The 17,646-nt window shown below is 66.6% G+C and carries 16 protein-coding genes and 2 pseudogenes; 14 read left to right on the plus strand and 4 right to left on the minus strand.

From position 1 onward, the window contains the following. Positions 1-22: 22 nt before the first annotated feature. Complete coding sequence (locus WAX14_RS20950) at positions 23-925, minus strand: SDR family oxidoreductase (protein ID WP_422629973.1); 903 nt, start codon at positions 923-925, stop codon at positions 23-25. Between the two features lie 43 nt (positions 926-968). Here WAX14_RS20950 and WAX14_RS20955 point away from each other — a divergent pair, with 43 nt between their 5' ends. The 4 genes from WAX14_RS20955 to WAX14_RS20970 all read left to right on the plus strand — a co-directional run bounded on the left by WAX14_RS20955 (position 969) and on the right by WAX14_RS20970 (position 5,077). Further along, entirely contained in the window at positions 969-2,588 is a 1,620-nt protein-coding gene (locus WAX14_RS20955) for a methylmalonyl-CoA mutase family protein (protein WP_422629974.1), read from the plus strand. After that, positions 2,588-2,989 carry a cobalamin B12-binding domain-containing protein gene (locus tag WAX14_RS20960; RefSeq protein ID WP_422629975.1) on the plus strand — a complete coding sequence of 134 codons (402 nt, stop codon included), beginning with the start codon at positions 2,588-2,590 and terminating at the stop codon, positions 2,987-2,989. The genes WAX14_RS20955 and WAX14_RS20960 overlap by 1 nt, the downstream gene beginning before the upstream one ends. An 82-nt stretch (positions 2,990-3,071) precedes the next feature. Next, positions 3,072-4,028 carry an LLM class F420-dependent oxidoreductase gene (locus WAX14_RS20965; protein ID WP_422629976.1) on the plus strand — a complete coding sequence of 319 codons (957 nt, stop codon included), beginning with the start codon at positions 3,072-3,074 and terminating at the stop codon, positions 4,026-4,028. Then, complete coding sequence (locus WAX14_RS20970; RefSeq protein ID WP_422629977.1) at positions 4,025-5,077, plus strand: CaiB/BaiF CoA transferase family protein; 1,053 nt, start codon at positions 4,025-4,027, stop codon at positions 5,075-5,077. Before WAX14_RS20965 ends, WAX14_RS20970 begins: the two co-directional genes overlap by 4 nt. Before the next feature lie 65 nt (positions 5,078-5,142). On the opposite strand, the gene WAX14_RS20975 is transcribed toward WAX14_RS20970, so the two are convergent. After that, entirely contained in the window at positions 5,143-6,153 is a 1,011-nt protein-coding gene (locus WAX14_RS20975) for a 2Fe-2S iron-sulfur cluster-binding protein (protein ID WP_422629978.1), read from the minus strand. Positions 6,154-6,227: 74 nt separating this feature from the next. Between WAX14_RS20975 and WAX14_RS20980 the strand changes: the two genes are divergently transcribed. The 5 genes from WAX14_RS20980 (at position 6,228) to WAX14_RS21000 (ending at position 11,401) form a co-directional block, all read left to right on the plus strand. Beyond that, positions 6,228-7,715: a class I adenylate-forming enzyme family protein gene (locus WAX14_RS20980; RefSeq protein ID WP_422629979.1), complete on the plus strand. Its 1,488-nt coding sequence runs from the start codon at positions 6,228-6,230 to the stop codon at positions 7,713-7,715. After that, positions 7,693-8,601: an acyl-CoA dehydrogenase family protein gene (locus WAX14_RS20985; protein WP_422629980.1), complete on the plus strand. Its 909-nt coding sequence runs from the start codon at positions 7,693-7,695 to the stop codon at positions 8,599-8,601. The genes WAX14_RS20980 and WAX14_RS20985 overlap by 23 nt, the downstream gene beginning before the upstream one ends. Beyond that, positions 8,588-9,676: an acyl-CoA dehydrogenase family protein gene (locus WAX14_RS20990; protein ID WP_422629981.1), complete on the plus strand. Its 1,089-nt coding sequence runs from the start codon at positions 8,588-8,590 to the stop codon at positions 9,674-9,676. Before WAX14_RS20985 ends, WAX14_RS20990 begins: the two co-directional genes overlap by 14 nt. Before the next feature lies 1 nt (position 9,677). After that, on the plus strand, positions 9,678-10,436 hold the full coding sequence (locus WAX14_RS20995) for an enoyl-CoA hydratase/isomerase family protein (RefSeq protein WP_422629982.1): 759 nt from the start codon (positions 9,678-9,680) through the stop codon (positions 10,434-10,436). A gap of 710 nt (positions 10,437-11,146) precedes the next feature. Further along, complete coding sequence (locus tag WAX14_RS21000; RefSeq protein ID WP_422629983.1) at positions 11,147-11,401, plus strand: hypothetical protein; 255 nt, start codon at positions 11,147-11,149, stop codon at positions 11,399-11,401. Positions 11,402-11,422: 21 nt separating this feature from the next. On the opposite strand, the pseudogene WAX14_RS21005 reads toward WAX14_RS21000, so the two are convergent. Together WAX14_RS21005 and WAX14_RS21010 are read right to left on the minus strand one after the other, a co-directional pair. Continuing rightward, positions 11,423-11,700 (minus strand): annotated as a pseudogene (locus WAX14_RS21005) (hypothetical protein); the annotation flags it as partial. Between the two features lie 49 nt (positions 11,701-11,749). After that, positions 11,750-12,514, minus strand: a complete 765-nt coding sequence (locus tag WAX14_RS21010; RefSeq protein ID WP_422629984.1) for an SDR family NAD(P)-dependent oxidoreductase — start codon at positions 12,512-12,514, stop codon at positions 11,750-11,752. Positions 12,515-12,567: 53 nt separating this feature from the next. Here WAX14_RS21010 and WAX14_RS21015 point away from each other — a divergent pair. The 5 genes and pseudogenes from WAX14_RS21015 to WAX14_RS21035 all read left to right on the plus strand — a co-directional run bounded on the left by WAX14_RS21015 (position 12,568) and on the right by WAX14_RS21035 (position 17,625). Then, positions 12,568-14,007, plus strand: a pseudogene (locus tag WAX14_RS21015) (class I adenylate-forming enzyme family protein). Then, the gene (locus tag WAX14_RS21020; protein WP_422629985.1) at positions 14,000-15,139 is read left to right on the plus strand and encodes a thiolase family protein; all 1,140 of its coding nucleotides are present in this window, start codon (positions 14,000-14,002) and stop codon (positions 15,137-15,139) included. Before WAX14_RS21015 ends, WAX14_RS21020 begins: the two are co-directional and overlap by 8 nt. Continuing rightward, on the plus strand, positions 15,136-16,029 hold the full coding sequence (gene meaB / locus WAX14_RS21025; RefSeq protein WP_422629986.1) for a methylmalonyl Co-A mutase-associated GTPase MeaB: 894 nt from the start codon (positions 15,136-15,138) through the stop codon (positions 16,027-16,029). Before WAX14_RS21020 ends, meaB begins: the two co-directional genes overlap by 4 nt. A gap of 114 nt (positions 16,030-16,143) precedes the next feature. Further along, positions 16,144-16,524, plus strand: coding sequence for a hypothetical protein (locus WAX14_RS21030; RefSeq protein WP_422629987.1), 381 nt, complete (start codon positions 16,144-16,146; stop codon positions 16,522-16,524). 135 nt (positions 16,525-16,659) lie between these two features. Beyond that, positions 16,660-17,625 carry an NYN domain-containing protein gene (locus WAX14_RS21035; protein WP_422629988.1) on the plus strand — a complete coding sequence of 322 codons (966 nt, stop codon included), beginning with the start codon at positions 16,660-16,662 and terminating at the stop codon, positions 17,623-17,625. Positions 17,626-17,646 lie beyond the last annotated feature (21 nt).

Here is a 17,646-nt window from a genome sequence, read left to right on the forward strand (position 1 = left end):
CGCGCTCGCGTTCCACTGAATATCAGTCGAGGAACAGGTCGATCTGGGGGGTGGTGCCGCCGCCATAACGTGACAGGTCGGTGACGCCGGCATCGGTGAGTACGTCGGCGTCGATGAAGCACCGGCCCGTGATCTCTGCGGCGGACCGGGAGAGGATCGTGACCGCAGCGTCGGCCATGATCTCCGGGCTACGTGAGGACGACAGCAGGCTCTCGCCGTCGCGCATGTTCGCGACCGCGGATGTCGCGATGAAGGTCTGCGGCCACAGGCAATTCGCGGCGATGCCCGACTCGGCATATTCTGCGGCGAAACCCAGTGTCAGCAAAGACATTCCGTACTTGGACAGGGTGTAGGCCGGGTGGACTCCGAGCCAGTAGGGATTCATGTTGACCGGCGGCGACACGGTCAGGACGTGCGGGTTCGCGGACTTGCGCAGATGCGGAACCGCGGCCTTCGTCATGAGGAACGTGCCCCGGCAGTTGATTTCCTGCATGAGGTCGTACCGCTTGGCGGACAGCTCCTCGGTGGAGCCGGTCGCGATCGCGCTCGCGTTGTTCACGCAGATGTCGATGCCGTCGAACCGCTCGACCGCGGTGTCGATGAGCCGTTGGACGTCGTCCTCGTTGCGGACGTCGCCGACCACGGCGACGGCCTTGCCGCCTGCCGCTTCGATGTCCGCCACGGCGGTGTGCACGGTGCCCTGCAGTTTCGGGTGGGGTTCGGCGGTCTTGGCGAGCAGAACGACGTTGGCGCCCTGCCTCGCCGCGGCGACCGCGATGGCCAGGCCGATTCCGCGGCTGGCACCGGAGATCACCATCGTGCGGCCGGACAGGGCTGTTCGATCGGACAGGGCCGTGTCGTCGGACAGGGCTGTGTCGTCGGACAGGGCTGTGTCGTCGGACAGGGCATTGGGCTGGTTCGACATCGTTCTCCCTGCAATCGGTCGATCACTCGCTTCGTTCTCGCTGATGATATTGGCATTCTCATTTTCTGCAAGTATCGTATTCGTCGTGAACGACTTCGCTGAGACCTCGTCGGGTATCCCCCTGAATGCGGTGTACGGGCCAGCCGACCGGGTCGGTGAACCGCCTGCTCCGGGAGAATTCCCCTTCACCCGCGGCAACTTCGCGACCGGCTATCGGGGTCGGCTGTGGACGTTCCGTCAATACTCCGGATTCGGTACCGCCGAAGAATCCAACCGGCGCTACCGGTACCTCCTCGACCAGGGCGGCACCGGACTGTCCGTCGCGCTCGATCTGCCGACGCAGTGCGGGTACGACTCCGACGACCCGGAATACGGTGAGGAGGTCGGCCGCGTCGGCGTCGCCGTCGATACATTGGCCGATGCCGAGGTGCTGTTCGACGGCATCCCGCTCGACAAGATCAGTACCAGCTTCACCATCAACGGCACCGCCGCGATCCTGCTCGCGTTCTACGTCGCCGCCGCCGAGAAGGCAGGTGTGCCTCGTGCGAAGCTGACCGGCACGATCCAGAACGACATCCTCAAGGAATATGCCTCACGCGGCACGTGGATCTGGCCGGCCGATCCGTCGCTGCGACTGATCGCCGACACCATCGAGTTCTGCGCCGCGGAGGTGCCGCGGTTCAACGCGATCTCGGTGGCGGGAGCGCACTTCCGTGACGCCGGCGCGAATGCCGTCCAGGAGATGGCGTTCACCCTCGCCGACGGCGTCACCTACTGCGACACCGTCGTCGAACGCGGACGCATGACGATCGACCAGTTCGCTCCGCAGATCTCGTTCTTCTTCTACACCCACGGCGACTTCTTCGAGGAGATCGCGAAATACCGTGCAGGACGACGCCGCTGGGCGACGATCGTGCGGGAACGCTACGGCGCGACGACCGCGAAGGCATCGATGTTCCGTTTCGGTTGCGTCGCCGGCGGTGCATCGCTGTACGCCCCGCAGGCCCAGAACAATCTGGTGCGCGTCGCCTACGAGTCGATGGCCTCGGTGCTCGGTGGCGTCCAGTCGATGTTCACCGCCGCGTGGGACGAACCGTTCGCGCTACCCAGCGAGGAATCGGCGACGCTCGCACTGCGTACCCAGCAGATCCTCGCGTATGAGACCGGGGTCGCGCGGGTCGCCGATCCGCTCGGCGGTTCGTACTTCGTCGAGGCCCTCACGGACGCGACGGAGGAGAAGATCGTCGAGATCATGACCGATCTCGAACAGCACGGGGGCATGGTCCGCGCGATCGAGGACGGCTACCTGCAGGGCCTCATCGCGGACGAGGCGTACAAGCTCCACCTCGACATCGAGGCGGGTGAACGCCCGGTCGTCGGTGTCAACAAGTTCACCTCCAACGAACCACCACCGGAGATCAGCACCTACGAGCTCGACGCCGAAGGCCGTGAGCTGCAACTCAAACGGCTCGCGAAGGTCAAGGCCGAGCGTGATCCGGAGTTGGTCCGCACAAATCTCGCGGCCCTGTCCCGCGCAGCGGAAGGAACCGACAATCTCATGCATTCCCTGATCGACTGCGCCAACGCGTACTGCACCGTCGGCGAAATGGTCACCGCCCTCAAGTCCGTGTGGGGCGAATTTCAGCAGCCGGTGGTCTTCTGATGTCCGCCCGCATCCTCGTCGCGAAGCCGGGCCTCGACGGTCACGACCGGGGCGCCAAGATCGTCGCTCGTGCCTTGCGCGACGCCGGTTTCGAGGTCATCTACACCGGCATCCGGCAGAAGATCGAGGACATCGTGTCCATCGCGATCCAGGAAGACGTCGCGGTCGTCGGGTTGAGCATCCTGTCCGGTGCGCACGTTGCACTGACCGCCCGAACGGTCGAGGCGCTCGACGCCGCCGACGCGGGCGACATCCCGGTGATCGTCGGCGGGACCATCCCGCAGGAAGACGTCCCGAAGCTGCTGTCCGCCGGGGCCGCGGCGGTGTTCCCCACGAGCACACCGCTCGATGTCCTGGTCGCCGAGGTACGGAAGTTGACCGGCGCCGACACCCCGGCGTGAGCGTGACAATGCCAACGACAATGCCGCGGTAGCACCATTCCGGTGTTGCAGCGGAACGGATCTCGACAAGCGTGGAGGAATCGTGCGGATCGGAGTGATGGTCGGGCCCGAGCAGGGCGACACCGCTCGTAAGGTGGACCGGATGTGCAAGGACGTCGAGTGGGCGGAATCCGCCGGTCTCGACACCGTGTGGGTACCCCAGATCCCCACCGACTTCGACGCGTTGACCGCCGTCGCGTTGATGGGCACACGTACTTCTGGGATCGAGATCGGCACCGCCGTCGTGCCGTTGCAGGCGCAGCATCCGGTGCACCTGGTGCGTCAGGCCTTGTCGACGCACGCCGCGCTCGGTGGCCGGCTCGCGCTCGGTGTCGGGCCGTCGCATCACTGGATCGTGCAGGACATGCTCGGTCTGCCCTACGAGAAGCCGGCGAAGTTCACCCGGGACTACCTCGAGGTATTGGGTGCGATCAAGGACCTGCCCGGCTCGATCGACGTCGAGAACGACACGTTCAGGGTGCACAATCCGCTCGACATCGCGCCGGTGGCGCCGATGCCGGTGCTCGTCGCGGCACTAGGCCCGGTCATGCTGAAGATCGCCGGCGAACGCGCCGACGGCACGGTGCTGTGGATGGCCGACGAACGTGCCATCGGCGAACACATCGCACCGCGCATCACCAAGGCCGCTGCCGACGCCGGGCGGCCCGACCCGCGGATCGTCGCGGGAGTCCCGGTGTGTCTGTGTGCGCCGTCGGAGATCGATGTCGCCCGCGAACGCGCCAACCGGATCCTCGCCGAGGCCGAGATATCGCCGAACTACCAGCGACTGCTCGAGCACGGTGAGTCGAGGGACATCGGCGACATGGCCATCGTCGGCGACGAGGATGCGATCCTCGCCGGTTTCCGTCGATACGAGCAGGCCGGTGTGACCGATCTGTCGATGCGGCTGCTGCCGATCGGAAATACCCGCGACGAACTCGTCGCCTCGAAGTACCGTACCCGCGAGGTCGTCGCCGAACTCGTCAAGGAACTGCGGTGAGCGCCGGCCCGCTCGCGGGGATCAAGATCCTCGAGGTCGGCCATATCCTCGCCGGTCCGTACGCGACGATGATGCTCGCCGATCTCGGCGCCGAGGTCACCAAGATCGAACCCCCCACCGGCGACCTCTCGCGTCAGGTCAGCGACGCATACTTCGCGAGCCTCAACCGCGGCAAGCGAAGTATCTGTCTCGATCTCGGCACCGCAGACGGACAGCGTCGGCTCGGCGAACTGGCCGCCGAATCCCATGCGCTGCTCGTCAATCTGAAGCCGTCGGCGATCCGCAAGTACGGGCTGACGTACGACGCTCTGCGGGTGCGGAACGACAAGATCGTGTGCGTCGCGCTCACCGGCTACGGGCTCGACTCCGGTGACGAACCCGCATTCGACTACGTCATCCAGGCGGTGACAGGCGTCGCGGCGCTCACCGGCGACCCGGATGGGCCACCGACGCTGCCCGGTTACTCCGCGGCGGACAACTCCACCGGTCTGACCGCGGCCCTGGGCCTGCTCGCCCAGATCGTCTCGGGTCGGGGCGGTCAGGTGGATGTGTCGTTGCGCGACGTCATGCTCTCGCAGCTCAACTACCGCGCATCCGCCTACCTCAACGAGGGCACCGAACCCCGCCGGATGCCGAACGGTGCTCATTCCTACTATGTTCCAGCGCAGCTATTTCCGACGTCGGAGGGTTATCTCGCGCTGTTCGTCACGCACGACGGATTCTGGCGGTTGTTCGCGACGGAAGCGGGTATCGACGGTTTCGCCACGATGGCGGAGAGGGCGGCGAACCGGGACGAGGTTCTCTCCGCGGTCACCGCGGTTCTGGCGACCGATACCGCCGCCGGGTGGGAAGCGCGATTGCGTCCGCTCGGGGTGCCGTCGGCGGCGGTCCGGTCGCTGCCGGAAGCGCTCGCGGAAAACCCCGAGGCCGTCGTGACGGCGGGAGACTTCCGGCTCGTTGCCAATCCGATCCGGGTCGCCGGATATGTACCGGCATACGGTGCGCCGCCGCGACTCGGTGAGCACAGTGCACTCCCGGCCCATTCCTGACCACCCGACCCGCGCGTGGGTTTGGTTGTTGGTGCTACCGAAACCACGCGCGGGTGGGTTTTCGGTCACTCGTACTTGACCTTGATGGAGGCGGTGTCCGGCACGGCCTGGCAGGTGAGCACGAAGCCCTCCTCGATCTCGTCGTCGCTGAGTGCATCGTTGTTGCGCATGGTCGCGCACCCCTCTGTGACCTGCGCCATGCAGGTGCCGCAGTTGCCCATCTCGCAGAAGAACGGCGGGGTCAGTCCCGCGCGGCGTGCGCTTTCGAGCAGCGTCTCGCCCTTCTGTCTCGGCACCGACCCCTTCTTGCGGCCGACGAAGATCGTGACCGTGCCCTCTTCGGCGTCGTCGGCGGCCGGGGGTTCCGGTGCCGGGGTTTCGGCAGCGGGTGCTGCACCGAATCGCTCGCTGTATACCCGGCCCGGGCCGGGCAGTGCGGACTCGATCAGATCCATGAACGGCTCGGGGCCGCACAGGTAACTGTCGGCGCCGACGTCGGTGCCGACGAATGCTGCAATGGCCTCGACGTCGAGAAAACCCTTCTCGTCGTCGAGATGCCGCACGACGGTCAGGCGGTCCGGGTATTGCGTGATCAGGTCGTCGAGGACGGATTCGAAGATCGCCGACGGGCGGTCGCGGTCGGCGCACAGCAATCGGACCGGGCGATCGGTGCCGGCCAGCGTGGATTTGGCGAGCGACAGGATCGGGGTGATGCCGCTGCCGCCGCTGAATCCGAGCAGCGGTTCGGGGCTCTCACGCAGCACGAATGTGCCGGTGGGCCGGCTGATTTCCACCTCGTCGCCTTCGGAGACGTTGTCGAGTAGCCAGTTCGACACCTTGCCGCCGGGTACCCGTTTGACGGTGACCATGAGTTCGGTGTCGGTGTCGGGGGCGCTGGACATCGAGTACGACCGGTACAGCTCGGTGCCGTCGACGGTGACCTTGAAGTTGCAGAACTGTCCCGCCCGGTAGGTGAAGGGCCCGTCGTGAGGAGCGAGCACGAACGACCGGGCGTCGTCGGTTTCCTTCACGATCCGGGTCACCCGCGCGCGCTGGAACATAGGGGGTCTCACCATGGATCGTCTCCTCCTCGGGGATTGTTCTACTGCGTGGAGAATTATATTCTCACTTAGAATAAAGGATATTCTCGATGTCGAAAACCTCCACGCGAAACGAGGCGCAGTTGTCGGACCCGACGATCGGCCGGACACGGACCACGACCACCGCACTGGTGTTCGAGGACCGTGCCTACAGTCGTGCCGAGTTGGACGCGCTCGCATCCGGGATGGCCGGCCGCCTCGCCGAACGTGGCGTCGGGGCGGGCACCCGGGTCGCGTTGATGTGCTCGAACCGGCCGGAGTTCGTCGTGGCCGTGTACGCGATCTGGCGGCTCGCGGCGTCGGTGGTACTGCTGAGCCCGGCCTACAAACACGACGAGGTCGCGCATGCACTGGACCTGACCTGTCCGGTCGCTACCGTCGGCGACCATCCCGTCCTCGCCGATCTCACCGACATGCTGGACCTCGACGAGCCGATCACCCCGGCAGCCACCATCGACACCGATGCCCGGCCCGACCCGGATCGGGAGGCCGTGCTGGTGTTCAGCTCGGGCACGACCGGAATGCCCAAGGCCGTCCTGCACACCCACGGATCCCTCGCCGCCGCAGTCGCACACTGGCGCGACGCGCTGGAACTGACCGCCGCCGACCGGATGCAGGTGCTGACCCCGCCCTCGCACATCCTCGGCATCCTCAACATCGTCACCGCCCTCGAGGTCGGCGCGTGGCTCCGATTGCATCGCCGTTTCGACATCGACGTGATGCTGCGGCACATCGAACGCGACCGGATCACCGTCGAGATGGCCGTCGCACCGATTGCTCTCGCCATGGCGCAGCATCCGAACCTCGAATCGTACGACCTGTCGTCGTTGCGATACATCATGTGGGGTGCGACCCCGGTCACCGCATCTGTCGCCGACACCGTCACCCGCCGCACCGGAATCGGCTGGGTCCCGGCGTACGGCGCCAGCGAACTCCCGGTCATCGCGTGCAATCCGATCGGGGGTGCGCGGCTCGACAGTGTGGGTCGTCCCGTCCCCGGTGTGAGCGTGCGCGTCGTATCACTCGACACCGGCGAGACCCTGCCACCGCACGGTGTCGGCGAAATCCAGGCACGCGCGAATTCCCTGATGGCCGGATATCTTCCGGCCGAATCGAATCCCGACGCGTTCGACGACGGCTGGTATCGCACCGGCGACATCGGTCATCTCGACGACGACGGCTGGCTGAGGCTCACCGACCGGTCGAAGGAGCTGATCAAGGTCAAAGGGTTCCAGGTCGCGCCGGCAGAAGTGGAAGGTGTGCTGTACCGGCACCCCGACGTCGTCGATTGCGCGGTGTTCGGCGTGCCCGACCCGGTGACCGGTGAGGCAGTTGTCGCGGCCGTTGCGACCGGTGACGCGGCCACGAGCGGCGAACCGGTGACCGAGGCCGCGCTGATCGCCCTGGTCGGCGACCGGCTGGCGTCCTACAAACGCCCGAGCAGGGTCCTGTTCGTCCCCGAAATCCCTCGCCTGCCCTCCGGCAAGGTGTTGCGCCGAGTACTCAAGGAGCGCTATGGACGTCCGTCTGACGAGTGAACAACGACAATTACGTGATGCGGCAGCGAAACTGGCCGACGACCTCGGGCCGGGATCCGTTCAGGACCTCGACGACGGTAGCCGACTGGCCAGGCTCGAAAAGGCGGTCGACACGACCGGATGGCGCGCCCTGCGTTCCGACGGCGCCTCCGGTGTCGAGGTCGCGATCGTCGCCGAGGAATTCGGCCGCGGTCTCGTCGATGTGCCGCTCCTCGGCCCTGTTCTCGCCGACGACCTGCGTCGTCACCTGGGCGACGACCAGTCGACGTGGGCGATCGGTGTCGGCGGCGAAGCGGTCGACGCACGCGGCCTCACCGATGCGGTGCTATTGCAGGACAGGCAGGTCCGTGCGGCGAGTGTCGGCGCCGATATTGCTGCCGCCGCGGACCTGACTCGTCGATTCGCCGAACTCGACGAGCCGGGCGAGCTGCTCGGTGAACTGTCCGCGGCCGACGCCGACCGCTGGTACGCGCTCGCGCTCGTCGTGACCACCGCCGACCTCGTCGGCGTATCCCGCGGCGTGCAGGATCTCGCGGTCGAGTACGCGAAGATGCGCGAGCAGTACGGTCACACCATCGGGTCGTACCAGGCGGTCGCGCACATGCTGGCCGAGAGTCGAGCGCTGATCGAAGGGTCGATCAGCGTACTGCGGCACGCGGCGTGGGCCGTCGACGAACTCGACACGGCCGCCGCGATTCATGCGGCCCGCATCGCGAAGATCTATTGCGCGCGTGCCGCTTTCATGATCTGCGAGACCTCGATCCAGGTGCACGGCGGTATCGGCAACACCTGGGAGTGCCTCGCGCACGTCTACCTGCGGCGGGCACTCGCGTCCACCGAACTGTTCCCCGTGAGCCTGAAGGAGATCGATCTTGGAGTTTCGTGATTCGCCGGAGGAAGCCGCGTTCCGCGACCGTCTGAGGTCCTGGCTCGCGACCACGGCCAAGCAATTCCCGACGTCGGGCGACGAATACTGGGCGAAACAGCCGCAGTGGCACCGCGCGTTGTACAGCGCAGGTTTCTTCGGACTGTCGTGGCCGGCGGAATTCGGTGGGCAGGATCTTCCGCCGGTGTTCGACGTCATCCTCGACGAGGAACTCGCGATCGCCGGTGCGCCGGCCCGCCCCAGCCTCGGCTACCTGGTGATCGGTCTCGGTCACCACGGCAGCAAGGAACTGCAGCAGGAGTTCCTGCCCGGCATGATCAACGGCACCGAACGGTGGTGCCAGGGATTCAGCGAGCCGGGAGCCGGGTCGGACCTGGCGTCGCTGACCACCACCGCGACCCGGGAGGGCGACGAGTACGTCATCCATGGGCACAAGGTCTGGACCAGCTACTCCGATGTCGCCGACTGGTGCCTGTTGCTCGCCCGAACCGAACCGGACAAGCCGCGGCACAAGGGTATTTCGGCGTTCATCGTGAACATGCACCAGGACGGCATCGAGCAGCGACCGCTGAAGATGATCAGCGGCGTCACGAAGGAGTTCGGGCAGGTGCTGTTCGACGGAGCCCGCGTCCCGGTATCGCGGATGGTCGGGGGTCCGGGCGAGGGCTGGAAGTTGGCGATGACGGTGGTCGGGCACGAACGCGAACCGTCCACCCTCGGGTTCGCGGCGCGGTACGCCAAGACCGTCCGTGAGCTGGCGGCCCGGTCGGATGGACCGCCGTCCGAGGAACTCGCCTGGGCGGCAGTGCAGTCGGAAATGCTGCGGTTGCATGTGCGCCGCCGGTTGTCCGAACAGCTCGACGGTCTCACGCACGGCTCGGAAGGGTCGCTCGACAAACTCCTCATGACGTGGGTCGAGCAGTCCGTCGGGCATGCGGCACTGGCGGAGGCCGGAACCCGCGACGCCGAGATGCTCGGTACGTACCTGTACAGCCGCGCGCAGTCCGTCATGGGTGGAACGTCGCAGATCCAGAAGAACATCGTGGCCTCGCGCATTCTCGGATTGGGAGTTTGACATGTACGACATGCCGGAAGAGATCGACGTTCGTGCCGACGGTCCGCTGCGCATCATCACGCTGAACCGTCCTGACGTGCTCAATGCCGTCAACGACGACCTACACCACGGGCTCGCGCAACTGTGGCCGCAACTGACCGCGGACCGTACCGCGCGGGCCGCGGTGATCACCGGCGCTGGCAAGGCGTTCTCTGCGGGTGGTGATTTCGCGTATCTCGCGGAGTTGGCGCAGGACGCGGACCTGCGCGCGAAGACCATCGCGGACGGTCGCGAGCTCGTGATCGGGATGGCACGCTGCCGGATTCCGGTGATCGCCGCCGTCAACGGGCCGGCTGTGGGCTTGGGGTGCAGCCTGGTGGCGCTCAGTGACGTCGTGTACATGGCGGAGAACGCGTACCTCGCCGACCCGCACGTGCAGGTGGGGTTGGTCGCGGCGGACGGTGGTCCGCTCACCTGGCCGTTGCAGATCAGTCTGTTGCAGACCAAGGAGTTCGCGCTGTTCGGCACGCGTATCTCCGCCGAGCGGGCGCTCGCGCTCGGTTTGGCGAATCATGTTGTCGCCGATCCGCTCACCGAAGCGCTCGCCGCCGCGAAGAAGGTCTCCGAGTTGCCGCAGAAGGCCGTCGAGAGCACGAAGCGGCTGGTGAACATTCACCTCGAGCGTGCGATCCTGGCGAGCCTGGACTATGCGATGGCCGCCGAGGATCTGACGTTCCAGAGCCAGGACTTCCGCGACAACATCACCCGTCTCGCGCGCTGACAAGTGATCGTGATCCCGAACTCGAACCGGAGGAGTGTCGCAACAACCGAATGAGTGAGGTCTCCGGCATCCCGGTTCAGCAGCATTGTGTGGATCCGGCTGTGTGGGTGCGGTTCTGGATGGTTCCCCGGGCATGTCGGTTTGCCCGGGGAACGTGCCCGGGCGTGTAACGGCGGCGCAGCAGTGGTCGATGTTCTGGGCGTCGGGGCACGCGGGTGTGCGTGTCGAGGTTCAGGGCGGTCCGGAAACAAGGGGTGTGTATGAGGACGACTGCTGCATTGTGTTTGGTTGCTTTCGGTCTGGTGACTGCTGGTTGTGCTGATGGTAACGATCAGGTCGAGACGGTGGGTGCATCCTCCACGACCACTGCCGCGGCCTCACCGGAACCTGTCTCGACCAGCGCCCCGGAGACGGTTGTTTCGGAGACGGTTGTTTCGGAAGCATCTGCTGCGCCGTCACCTGCAGGCGCCGTTTCGGAAGGTGGAAACGCGTCCGCTGCAATCCCGGAGCCGGACGCGGCTACCGCTGACTCGCAAGCGGCACAGGTAACTCAGGCGCAGGAAAGCGAATGGCCCGGCCCGATCTGGTCCGGGCAGGCCCCCTCGCCGGAGTTCCCCACGACGCTTCCGCAATGGACCCGGTCGCAGGAATGGACGGGTACGGTCCGAGCATTCGAGAATCAGCGGACGGCGGCGCCCGGACCGGACAATATGCCGTACACCGCACCGCAGAACCACTGCGGTAACGGTCGCGTTCTGGTGCGATGGCGTGCACTGAACCCCAACGCGACGGTCATCGCGCACAACGGGTCGCCGCGGGAGGACCCGGAACTGGTCGTGGCGAATGCCGGATGGATGGACCTGGACGCCTGTCACGTCCCGACGTTCCAGTTCTCCTCGAGCACCGACGCGAGCACTCTCACCGACGTGACGGTCGCGATTCAGCAGTGGTCGCCTGCCCCCTGAATGCGTCGCAGGTCCTGGCGCGCCCATGGTTTCGGGCGGTTCGATCATCTCGGGTGGAATCTCGGTACCGCTGCCGCCCGCGGTCCAGCCCGAGACAGAGTCGTTCGACCGCGGCTTTCGACACCCGGTACGCGTTCGAGCCACGGTCGGAGCGTGTGAGCGGGGTCGTCTCGAGCGGACCTTGCCACAGCACACCGGCATTGGGTGGTGCCGGGCAGTCGGCCCTCGTTCTCCGATCGCGCCGCGACCGCGACCGCCGCACCCGCATCTGCGAGTGCGACGGCGACGGCGGCGCCGATACCGCGGCCGGTACCGGCGACGAACGTGTGACCTTCTCTTCCAGCGACGTCACTTCGGCGGGAACCTCAGTGCGCCGTCGAGGCGGATGACTTCACCGTTGAGGTAGTCGTTCTCGACGATGGAGGCGACGAGGGTCGCGTATTCAGGGGAGCGCCCCATGCGCTTGGGATGCGGAACCTGCGGGGCCCAGTACGCCTCGAGTTGCTCGCCGGCCTTGCCGTAGGCGGGTGTGAGGAACGTGCCGGGGGCGATCGTCATGACGCGCACACCGAGCGGCGACAGGTCGCGGGCGGCGACGAGGGTCATGCCGACGACGCCACCCTTCGCGGCCGAGTAGGGGAGTTGGCCGATCTGACCCTCGTAGGCGGCGATCGACGCGGTGTTGATGATGACGCCGCGCTGACCGTCCTCGAGCGGTTCTTGCCGGGCGATGGCGGCGGCGGCCAGACGCATCACGTTGAACACCGAGATCAGATACGAGTTGATCGTTTTGGTGAAGCTCTCGAGTGGCATGGGACTGCCGTCCTTGCCGATCAGGCGACCACCACCGGCGGGACCGCCGTGGCAGTCGACCGATACGCGCAGCGGACCGAGGGATTCGGCTTCGGCGATCGCGGCGAGCACCGACTCCTCGCTCGACGCGTCGGTGCGGACATAGCGAACGCCCAGCTCCTCCTCGAGTTCCTTGCCCTTTTCGTCGTTGACGTCGGCCACGACGATCTTGGCGCCGCCCGCGTGCAGGCGGCGCACGGTGGCGGCGCCCAGTCCGCCGGTGCCGCCGACGACCAGTGCGGAAATGCCGGTTGTCTGCATATTGATTTCCCTTCTTGCAACTAATGCTCTCGACTTGAGAGAATAATGTTCTCATGAACATCAGCATGATTCTAGAAATGGCCACAAGCAACGGCGATCGGTCCGTCGTGACCTACGGGGGACGGTCCTTCACCGGCCCCGAACTGCACGACCGGGCCCGCGCCGCCGCGAGTCGCTTCCGTGACTACCCGGCGGTGCTGTACCTGGGCGCGAATCACCTGGCCTACCCGGTGGCCCTGTTCGGTGCCGCGCTGGCGGGTGTGCCGTTCGTCGCCCTCAACTACCGACTCGGTGAAACGCAGCTGACCGCTCTGCGGGACCGCCACCCCGGTGCGCTCGAACTGGCACCGGACAACCTCGACGCCTTCGTCGATTCCACCGCGACGTCCACGGACGACACGGGTGAGTCCGCACCCGAGTGAGACGGCGACGCCATCGCGGCCATCATCTACACCAGCGGCACCACCTCCGACCCCAAGTCGGCGATCCTGCGGCACCGGCACCTCCTGGCGTACGTGCTCAACACCATGGAGTTCGCATCCGCCGACGACACCGACGCCTCGCTCGTGTCGGTCCCGCCGTATCACATCGCGGGCCTGACGAACCTCCTGTCCAACCTGTACACCGGTCGCCGGGTCGTCTACCTCGACGCGTTCGACCCGGACACCTGGCTCGACACGGTGCGCCGCGAAAGTGTCACGCACGCGATGCTCGTGCCGACCATGCTGGCGCGGATCGTCGCCGGGCTCGGTGACAACTCGGCCGACGTACCGTCGCTGCACAGCCTCGCCTACGGAGGATCACGCACACCGCGACCCGTCCTCGAACACGCGCTGCGTGCCTTCCCGAACACCGGGTTCGTCAACGCCTACGGACTCACCGAAACAGCCTCTTCGGTCGCGGTGCTCGGACCCGACGACCACCGCACCGCATTCGCCTCCGACGACTCCGCCGTCCGCGACCGGCTCGGCTCCGTCGGGCGTCCGCTGCCTGGAATCGAGATCGACATCCGCTCGGAAGCAGGAGAACCCGTTCCGGCCGGCGAATCCGGACTGGTATTCGTGCGCGGCGAACAGATCTCCGGTGAATACGGTGGCCGCAGCGTGCTCGACGACCAGGGCTGGTTCGCCACACGGGACCTCGGACACGTCGACGACGAGGGCTACCTGTTCATCGGAGGACGCGCCGACGACACCATCATCCGAGGCGGCGAGAACATCGCCCCGGCCGAAATCGAAGACGTGCTCATCGAACACCCCGGAATCACCGAGGCCGCGGTCGTCGGTGTCGCCGACGCCGAATGGGGTCAGCGGATCGTCGCGGTCCTCGTCGGCGACGTCGACCCGGACGAAGTGCAGGCCTGGGTGAAACAGCGCCTTCGATCATCGAAGACCCCGGACAGCATCGTCTTCCGCGACGAGCTCCCGAAGACCGAAACAGGAAAACTTCTGCGCCGCACCCTCTTGACCGAACTGGAGAACACCAATGCCTGAAGCCGTCATCGTCTCCGCGCTGCGAACCCCGATCGGTACCGCAGGCAAGGGCACGCTCCGTGACACCACCGCATTCGAACTCGCCCACCACGTGGTCGCCGAAACCGCGAAGGACCTCGATCGGAGCGCCATCGACGACGTCATTCTCGGTGAAGGACTCTACGGTGGCGGCGTCATTGCCCGGCACGCCGCGGTCACCGCGGGTCTGACGAACGTGCCCGGTCTGGCCCTGAACCGGCACTGCGCCGCCGGACAGTCCGCGGTCCAATCCGCCGCAGCGAGCATCCGCGCCGGCATGGACGAGCTGATCATCGCCGGTGGCGTCAACTCGGCGTCCACGGCCCCCCGCGCCCTGATGCGGTCCGGTGAGGAATGGGTGCCGTGGATGTCGCCGACACACCCGGACCGCCCGGACGCCCCGAACCGTGACATGTCGATCACCGTCGGCTGGAATGCGGCGGTCGAGGCAGGCGTGACCCGCGAGGAGATGGACGCGTGGGCGCTGCGCTCGCATCGCAACGCGATCGCCGCGATCGACGAGGGGCGCTTCAAGGAAGAGGTCGTCCCGATCGAGACTCCGCACGGGCTGTTCGCCGTCGATGAGCATCCGCGCCGCGACAGTTCCCTCGAGAAGCTCGCCTCGCTCAAGGTTCTGCACCCGGAGATCGAGGGTTTCAGCATCACCGCAGGCAATGCGTGCGGAGCGAACGACGGAGCCGCAGCCCTCGCAATCGCCAGCGACCGTCTCGGGCTGCCCGCACTCGGCTACGTCCGCTCGTGGGCATCGGTCGCCGTCGACCCCGCCATCACCGGACTCGCTCCCGTGCAGGCGATCCCGAAGGCGCTGCGCCGTGCGGGACTGACCTTCTGCGATATCGACCTGTACGAGATCAACGAAGCGTTCGCCGCGATGTGCGTCGCGACGATCAAGCTCCTCGACATCGACCCGGACAAGGTCAATGTCAGCGGCAGCGGCTGCGGCCTCGGACACCCTGTCGCGGCCACCGGCGCCCGGATGATTGTCACTCTCGTGCACGAACTGCGCCGCCGCGGAGGTGGAATCGGGGTCGCGGCGATGTGTGCGGGCGGAGGAATGGGCTCGGCCACGGTCATCGAAGTGCCCGCGCCGTGACGGTGCGCCCGGTAACGATCGATGAGCTCGTCGCCGCCGCGCGTACCGGATCGATACGCGCGGCGGGGCGGCTGCTGACGATGGTCGAAGGCGACCGGCGTGGCGACGTGCTCGCCGTCCTCGGCCCCGCCACCGTTCGGGTGGTCGGGCTGACCGGTCCACCCGGAGCCGGGAAGTCGACGACCGTCGGAGTGCTCGTCGCCGGCTATCGTGCCCGAGGATTGCGGGTCGCGGTACTCGCCGTCGATCCGTCCTCCCCGTACAGCGGGGGAGCGTTGCTCGGCGACCGGATCCGGATGGCCGCGCACGTCAACGACCCCGGAGTATTGATCCGGTCCCTCGCGGCACGGGGGCATCTCGGTGGGCTGTCCGCCGCGGTGCCCGCCGCGATCCGCCTGCTCGCGGCGCTCGGCTACGACGTGGTGCTGCTCGAGAGTGTCGGCGTCGGGCAGTCCGAGATCGAGATCGCGGCGGTCGCGGACCCGACGGTCGTGATCCTCAACCCCGGTGGCGGAGACGCAATTCAAGCGGCGAAGGCCGGCCTGCTCGAGGTCGCAGACCTTCTCGTGGTCAACAAGGCGGACCGGGAGGGCGCGGACCGGACGGTGCGGGACCTGAAGATGGAGACCGACGTTCCGGTGCTCCGGCTGATCGCCGCGACCGGCGACGGGATCGACGACCTGATCGAGGCGATTGAGAAACATCGGCGCACGGACACCGGTGAGCGGCGGTCGGCGCGGGCGCGTTCACAGATCCTGTCGCTGGCACTGTCCCGGCTGCGAGCGCTGCCCGAGCTCGACGAACTGGCCGCGGCGGTCGCGGACGGTGGTATCGACTCGTACAGTGCCGCGGCACGCCTGCTCGGTCGAGATCCGCGCAGCAGGCACTGAATCCGAAGGTTTCGGTTGTCGGGGCGGGCGTACACGAAGCCCTTACGTGGCGAACAAATCCAGGTTAGGCTCCCCTCGCTCTGATAGTTCAAGATTCAATCGGGAGGTTTGCTCATGAAGAAGACGCGCACGATGGTCACGGCCACGGTTGCCGTGGCTGCGGGGATCGCTCTCTCGCTGGGTGCGGCAACCGTCGCATCCGCTGCTCCGCAGACACCGGTGTCCAGCAGTCCGTCCGCACCCGCCCAGGTCGGCGCCCGGTTCATGTTGCTCGTCCCGAACGCCCCCGTGACGTTCGCGGTCGACCAGAACGTCACCGAACCGGGAGCACCCACCGTCGACGGGAAGCTGATCGTCGGGACCGGGACGACGGACGAGACGGGCGCTGTTGCCTTCACGTTCACGCCCGAGGGTCTCGCTCCGGGCACCTACCGTCTCATTGCCGCGACAAACGTTCCCGGCTACGCGTCGAGCATCACCTTCGGCGTCCAGTAAGATACCGCCGCAACCGGATTCGGGCCTTTCGCAATCGCTGCCCGCGAGTGGGAGGCCCGAATTCTCGAGGGAGGCTGCACCGCAGCACGATGAGCGACTGCGGAAGATCGGCTCCTTCCGTGACATAGTGGGCGGATGCGGTCGACCTGTTCGCTCTATATCGATGTCGGATATCTGCTTGCCTCCGCCGCGACCCGGGTCACCGGAACGTCGCTACGCGGCGGCATCAACGTCGACTATTCCGCGCTGATCCGGTCACTGATTGCCACCGCCGAAGCCGCGTCCGGCCTGCCGGTGCTCCGGGTGTACTGGTACGACTCGGCCCGCAACGGCATTCCCGACATGCGCCAGGAACGCATCGGCGAGCTCCCCAAGGTTAAACTTCGCATCGGACGGTTCGGGTTCAACGGCGAGCAGAAGGGCGTCGATCTGCGTATCGGGCTCGACCTGGTCGCACACGCGCGGAACGGGACGTCGGATGTGTTCTTCCTCGTCTCCGGCGACGACGACCTGACCGAAGCGGTCGAGCAGGCCCAGGTGCACGGCGTGCAGGTCGTCGTCCTCGCCGTGCCGACGGCCAAGGGGGAGCCGCACGGGGTGAGTCGGCACCTGATCCGTGCCTCCGACGAGATCGACGTCATCGACGCTGCGATCATCGACGATTCGGTCCTCAAAGTCGTTCCGCTTCCAGCCCCGGCATCGCCGCCGGCCCCGGAACCGGTTCCCGCGGCGCGACCTGCTTTCAAGACTCCCCTCGACGTGGCAGCGCGGGCACAGGTTCCGGCTGCTCCGCGTCCGACGAGTGTGCTGGCCTACAGTTGTTCTACGGGTTCGTCCGGCCAGGTGCTGCCCGGCTACGATCGCGACAACTCCGAGGACGACACGCTGATCGACGCGGTCGTACTGCGGGTGCTCGTGTCGTTCCGTGAAAGTGCCACCGATGCAGAGAAACTCGAATTGGAGCGGGCGCGTCCGTCGATTCCGCCCGACGTGGATCGCGCGCTGCTGCTCGACGCATCGGTCGTGTTGCAGAAGTACGACCTGGACGAGGACAGCCGCTACCGGTTGCGCGCCCGGTTCTGGGAAAAATACGACGAGTAGCGGCCTTCGCCCCTCTCTCGG

The organism is Rhodococcus sp. (in: high G+C Gram-positive bacteria), assembly GCF_049299235.1.
Classification (GTDB): Bacteria; Actinomycetota; Actinomycetes; order Mycobacteriales; family Mycobacteriaceae; genus Rhodococcus.